This is a genomic window from Yinghuangia sp. YIM S09857, assembly GCF_051388915.1.
In the GTDB taxonomy this organism is placed as follows: Bacteria; Actinomycetota; Actinomycetes; order Streptomycetales; family Streptomycetaceae; genus Yinghuangia.
In genome coordinates, this window is the sequence record NZ_JBPKBH010000048.1 from 1 (window position 1) to 5,986 (window position 5,986).

At 67.5% G+C, this 5,986-nt stretch carries 5 protein-coding genes and 1 pseudogene; all 6 read right to left on the reverse strand.

Annotated features, from left to right (window positions below):
* The coding region (locus ACRX5S_RS40900; RefSeq protein WP_436778376.1) for an ATP-binding cassette domain-containing protein at nt 1-525 on the reverse strand (525 nt) is incomplete at its 3' end.
* Complete coding sequence (locus ACRX5S_RS40905; RefSeq protein ID WP_436778377.1) at nt 525-1,565, reverse strand: ABC transporter ATP-binding protein; 1,041 nt, start codon at nt 1,563-1,565, stop codon at nt 525-527. The genes ACRX5S_RS40900 and ACRX5S_RS40905, both read right to left, overlap by 1 nt.
* Nucleotides 1,566-1,585: 20 nt before the next feature.
* Nucleotides 1,586-2,596 (reverse strand): ABC transporter permease, encoded by a 1,011-nt coding sequence (locus ACRX5S_RS40910; RefSeq protein WP_436778378.1) that lies wholly within the window; start codon nt 2,594-2,596, stop codon nt 1,586-1,588.
* Nucleotides 2,589-3,518: an ABC transporter permease gene (locus tag ACRX5S_RS40915; RefSeq protein ID WP_436778379.1), complete on the reverse strand. Its 930-nt coding sequence runs from the start codon at nt 3,516-3,518 to the stop codon at nt 2,589-2,591. Before ACRX5S_RS40915 ends, ACRX5S_RS40910 begins: the two co-directional genes overlap by 8 nt.
* Nucleotides 3,519-3,671: 153 nt before the next feature.
* The gene (locus ACRX5S_RS40920; protein ID WP_436778380.1) at nt 3,672-5,303 is read right to left on the reverse strand and encodes a peptide ABC transporter substrate-binding protein; all 1,632 of its coding nucleotides are present in this window, start codon (nt 5,301-5,303) and stop codon (nt 3,672-3,674) included.
* A gap of 514 nt (nt 5,304-5,817) precedes the next feature.
* Nucleotides 5,818-5,986: pseudogene (locus ACRX5S_RS40925) on the reverse strand (peptide ABC transporter ATP-binding protein); the annotation flags it as partial.

Consider the following 5,986-nt stretch of genomic DNA (forward strand, 5'->3'; position numbering starts at 1 on the left):
CGCGATACCGATGCGCTGCCGCTGGCCGCCCGAGAACTGGTGCGGGTACCGGTTGATGTGCTCCGGGTTCAGGCCGACCAGTTCCAGCAGCTCCTGGACGCGCTTCTTGACCGCGCCGTTGCCGCCCTTGGGCGCCGCCTCCGGGTGGATCGCGTACGGCTCGCCGATGATGTCCGCGACGGTCATGCGCGGGTTGAGCGAGGTGTACGGGTCCTGGAACACCATCTGGATGTTCCGCCGGACCGCCTTGAGCGCCTTGCCGGACACCTTGGAGATGTCCTGGCCCTTGTAGAGCACCTGGCCGGACGACGCCTTCTCCAGGTTCATCAGGAGCTTGGCCACCGTCGACTTGCCGCAGCCCGACTCGCCGACCAGACCCAGCGTCTCGCCCTGGATCAGCTCGAAGTTCACCCCGTCGACGGCCTTCACCGCGCCGACCTGCTTCTGGAACAGGATGCCCTGGGTCAGCGGGAAGTGCTTGACCAGATCGTTCACCTGGAGGATGGGCTCACCGCTGGGTGCCATCACGAGCCTCCGTTGTTGTCGAGCACGCGCTGCGCGAAGTGACAGGCGCTGTGGCGGCCGGGGGCGGCCTCGATCAGCGGCGGCACGTCCGTGCGGCAGATCTCCTCCGCGTACGGGCAGCGCGGGTTGAAGGCGCAGCCGCGCGGGATGCGCATGAGGTTCGGCGGCAGGCCCTTGATCGCGTACAGGTCCTGGCCCTTGAGGTCGAGCCGCGGGATGGACGCGAGGAGGCCCTCGGTGTACGGGTGCGCGGGGTTCGCGTACAGGTCGTGGACAGCCGCCTCCTCGACGATGCGGCCCGCGTACATCACCGCGATCTTGTCCGCGACGTCGGCGACCACGCCGAGGTCGTGGGTGATCAGGATGAGGCCCATGTGGAACTCGCGCTGGAGGTCCGCGAGCAGGTCCATGACCTGGGCCTGCACGGTCACGTCGAGGGCGGTGGTCGGCTCGTCCGCGATGATCAGCTCGGGGCCGAGCGCCATCGCCATGGCGATCATGATGCGCTGCCGCATGCCGCCGGAGAACTGGTGCGGGTAGTCGTTGACCCGCTCGCGTGCCGCCGGGATCTTCACCAGATCCATCAGCTCGATGGCCTTGGCCTTGGCCTCCTTGCGCGACATGCCCTCGTGCACGCGGAACATCTCGGCGAGTTGGAAGCCCACGGAGTAGACCGGGTTGAGCGCGGACAGCGCGTCCTGGAAGATCATCGCGATCTTCTTGCCGCGGATCTTCCGGCGCTCGTCCTTGTTCATCTTGAGCATGTCGCGGCCGTGGAAGCGGATCTCGCCGCCGGTGATCACGCCCGGGGGCATGTCGAGGATGCCCATGATCGTCTGCGCGGTCACCGACTTGCCGGAGCCGGACTCGCCGAGCACGGCCAGCGTCTCGCCGGCCGCGACCGAGTACGACACGCCGTTGATCGCCTTGGCCACGCCGTCACGCGTGCGGAACTCGACGTAGAGGTCGTCGACTTCGAGCAGCGGCGCACCGGGCGGGGCGTCCGTCGGCTCGGGCTTGGTGAGCTGGTTCGTCGTCACTTGTGTTGTCCCCTCCCCCGTCAGCGGAGCTTCGGGTCGAGGGCGTCGCGGACCGCGTCGCCGAGCAGGATGAAGCTGAGTACCGTCACGGACAGGAACAGCGACGGGAAGAAGAGCTGGTACGGGGCGTCGCGCAGCACGTTGGTGGCGGTGCTGATGTCCGCGCCCCAGGAGACCTCGCTCAGCGGCAGGCCGATGCCCAGGAAGGACAGCGTCGCCTCGGCCGAGATGAAGGTGCCGAGCGAGATCGTCGCCACCACGATCACCGGGGCGACCGCGTTGGGCAGCACGTGCCGCGCCAGGATGCGCCCCGTCCCGGCACCGAGGGCTCTCGCCGCCACGACGTAGTCCGAGGATTTCACCGTGATCACCGACCCGCGCATGATGCGGGCGACCTGCATCCAGCCGAAGATGCCCAGCGCGGACACCACCGTCCACACGGTGCGGTCCTGGAAGGCGCTCATGAAGACCAGCGCGGCGAGCAGCAGCGGGATGCCGAAGAAGATGTCGGTGATGCGGGCCAGGACCGAGTCGACCCAGCCGCCGAAGTATCCGGACAGTGCGCCGACGAGGCCGCCCACGACCACGATGATCGCGGTGGTCACCACGCCGACGATGATCGACGCGCGGGCGCCGTAGATCGTCCGCGAATAGATGTCGCAGCCCTGGGTGTTGGTGCCGAACCAGTGGTCGCCCGACGGCTTGAGGTCGGTGCGCGCGATCGGGCAGAAGCGCGGGTCCTGGTCGGTGAACCAGCCCGGGAAGATCGCCATGACGATGAACAGCAGCAGCAGCGTCCCGGCGATGTAGAAGCGGGGGCTGCGGCGCAGTTCGCGCCAGGCCTCGGCCCACGCGCCGCGCGGCTTGTCGAGCTGGCCGGGGGTCTCGGGGCCGGCGTACGCGCCGTTCTTCTCCAAGGTCGTGGCGTCCGCGTCCGCGAGAAAGATGGTGGGTGCTTCCTGGGAGCCGAAGTGCGGCTGCTCCTGGCTGCTGGTGGGCAACTGCTCGCGCTGCCTGTCGTGCTCAGACATACCGGATCCTCGGGTCCAGGACTGCGTACAGGAGGTCGACGATCAGGTTCATCACCAGGTACACGATCACCAGGGCGGCGACCGCGCCGACGACCGTCGCGCTCTCGTGCTTGGTGACGGCCAGGTAGATGAGTCGTCCGACCCCTTCGACGTTGAAGATGCCCTCGGTGACGATCGCCCCGGCCATCAGCGCGCCGAGGTCGGCCCCGAGGAACGTCACCACCGGGATCAGGGAGTTGCGCAGCAGGTGCACGGTGACGACCCGGCGGCGCGGCAGGCCCTTCGCGGTCGCGGTGCGGACGTAGTCGGCCCGCATGTTCTCCGCGATGCTCGTGCGGGTCAGGCGCGCGACGAACGCGAGCGAGAGTCCGCCGAGCACGATGCCGGGCAGGATCAGGTCGCTCCACGTGGGGGTGCCGGGCGTCGCGGTGGCGGGGAACACGTTCCACTTGAGGCCCAGCCAGTACTGGAGCACGTAGCCGAGCACGAAGACCGGGATGGAGATCACGATCAGCGTGGTCACCAGGACGATCGAGTCCGCCAGCTTGCCGCGGCGCAGGCCCGCCAGCAGGCCGGCCCCGACGCCCACCACGATCTCGATGGTGAACGCGACGAGCGCGAGGCGGATGGAGACCGGGAAGGCCCGCTGCAACTCGTCCGCGACCGGGATGCCGCTGAAGCTGGTGCCGAAGTCCCCTTGCAGGAGGCCGGTGAGGTAGTACCAGTACTGGACGATCAGCGGATCGTTCAGGTGGAACTCCTCGCGCATCTGTCTCACGAACACCGGGTCGGCGGCCTTGTCGCCGAACATCGCGGCGATCGGGTCCCCACCGAGCTGGTAGACCATGAAATAGATCAAGAACGTGGTCCCGATGAACACCGGGATCATCTGGAGCAGCCGTCGGATGACGTAACGCCCCATGCCTGGCCTCCTGCTGTCAAGATCGGATTCGGCGCGCCACCTGCCGCGTCTCAGCCGACGCCGTGGAGCACGGCGCCGGCTGAGGCGGTGTTGCGTGATCCCGTACGGGACGGCCCCGTCACACGCGGACGGGGCCGAACCCTCGGGCGCAGGTCACTTGTTGACGGTGACCTCGGTGAACTCCGGGTTGCCGAACACGTCGAACGACACGTTCGAGACCTTGGTCGAGGAACCACCCTTGGTCACGTAGTACCAGAGCGGGATCGACGGGAGGTCCTGGACGAGCTGCTTCTCCGCGTCCTGCCAGAGCTTCAGCGCCTGGGCCTCGTCGGTGGCGCCCTGCGCCTGCTTCGCCAGGTCGTCGAAGGTGGTGTTCGAGTAGCCGGAGTCGTTGGACGCGGCACCCGTGCGGTAGATGTCGTTCAGGAAGTTGTCCGGGAACGGGTAGTCGGCCTTCCAGCCGGTCCGGTACGCCCCGGTCATCTTGTGGCTGGTGATCTCCTCGCGCGCGACGGAGAACTCCGCGTACAGCTTCGGCTCGCACGCGGTGCTGCCCAGCGCCTGGTTGATGCTGTTGCAGACCGCGGTCACCCACTCCTTGTGGGGGCCGTCGGCGTTGGTGGCGATGGTGAACTTGCCACCGGGGATGCCGCCGCCCTCGGCGATGAGCTGCTTGGCCTTGGCCGGGTCGTACTTGCAGGTCTCACCGCAGATGTCCATCTGGCCGGGCACGCCGGGGGCGAGCCAGTCGACGGCCGGCTGCTCCATGCCCTTGTACAGCGCCTTGGTGATGCCCTCGCGGTCGATCGCCATCGAGATGCCCTGGCGGACCTTGGCCGCGCCCGGGGTGCCCCACTGCGCGTCGTACAGCGGGAAGGCGATCTTCTGGATGGAGAGCTGCGGCTGCACGATCGCGCGGTTGCCCAGGTCCGACTGGAAGTTGCCGACCGCCGAGACCGGGATCTGGTCGATGACGTCGAGCTTGTTGTCGCGGAGCGCGGTGTACGCGGCGTCATAGGTCGTGTAGAAGACCAGGCGGACGCCGTCCGACTTCGCCTTGTCGTTGCCCGCGTAGTTGTCGTACCGCTTCACGGTGATCGACTTCTTGCGCTCCCAGCCGCCGTTGGCGGTGTCGAGCTGGAACGGGCCGTTGCCGATCGGGGCCGCGCCGTACTTGTCGGGGTCCTTGTAGAACTCCTGCGGCAGCGGCATGAACGGCGTGTAGCCCATCTGCGCCTTGAACGACGAGATCGGGTGGGTGAGCTGGATCGTGAAGGTGGAGTCGTCCACGACCTTCAGGCCCGACATGGTCTGCGCGGTCGGGTTGCCCTCGGCCGGGTGGACCTGGTCGTAGCCGACGATCGGCTGGAACCACGTCGAGTTGATCTGCTGGCTGGTGCCCAGCGCGCCCCAGTTCCACGCGTCCACGAAGGACTTCGCGTTGACCGGCTCGCCGTTGTGGAAGGTCCAGCCCGGCTTGAGCTTGACCGTCCAGTTGACGTTGTCCGGGGACTCCATCGACTCCGCCATGGCCGACACGGTCTCGCCGGTCTTGGCGTCGTACGTGTACAGACCGCGGAAGAGCATCGACAGCGGGTAGAAGCCGCCGGTCTCGTTCGCGTTCGCCGGCTGCAAAAGGTTCTGCGGCTCGGTGCTGCTGGCCGTGTAGTAGCCGGACGGAGCGCCACCGCTGCCGCCGCTGTCGCTGTCGCTGCCACAAGCGGTGGCCGCGAGCGCGAGCATGCCCACGCCGGCGATCCACTTCACGCGCGTCGTTCCGCGCATGGGTTGCCTCCTCAAGGATCACTTCGGAAGTGAAGTACGACGGGCAACCCGTGGGTGTCCTCGCCGCGGCTGCCCGTTCAGTCGGCGCCCCCTGAGCGCAAGACCGTCTTCCGAGCACAAGCGCATCTACTATCCGTCACCGATTCGCGTACTCCAACCCTTTGGAGTATTGCGGTTTGATCACGCGCTCCTCCCGAGAATCCCGACACGTGGTCGATAGTGCCCCGGAGGTAGCTGAATCAATCGGACACGGTGTACCGCAGCCCGGAGCATACAGTCCGATGAACGAACATCCACACGCCGCCCCTACCTCTCCTCCGGAACCGGAAAACGCTACGGAGAGTGGCGACACCCGAAAGGCCGCAGCGTCTGGCGGGTCGTCAAGTGACGCGCGTAGCATGCCGGGCGCAAAGAACAGGGTGCCACCTCCCTGAGGAGGCGGCACCCTTGGGGCCCGCGTGTCGTCGCTTTGACCGGATCCCTGCGTCCGGTCAGCGGTGCTCGGCGATGCTGCTCAGTGCGCCTGCACCACGTCCCGCACCTCGGCGAAATGGCAGGCGCTCGCGTGCACCGCCGGTCCCTTCAACTGCGCCTTGACCTGGAGCGGAGGCTCTTCCTGCGCGCAGATGTCCTGGGCCTTCCAGCAGCGGGTGCGGAACCGGCAGCCCGACGGCGGGTTGGCC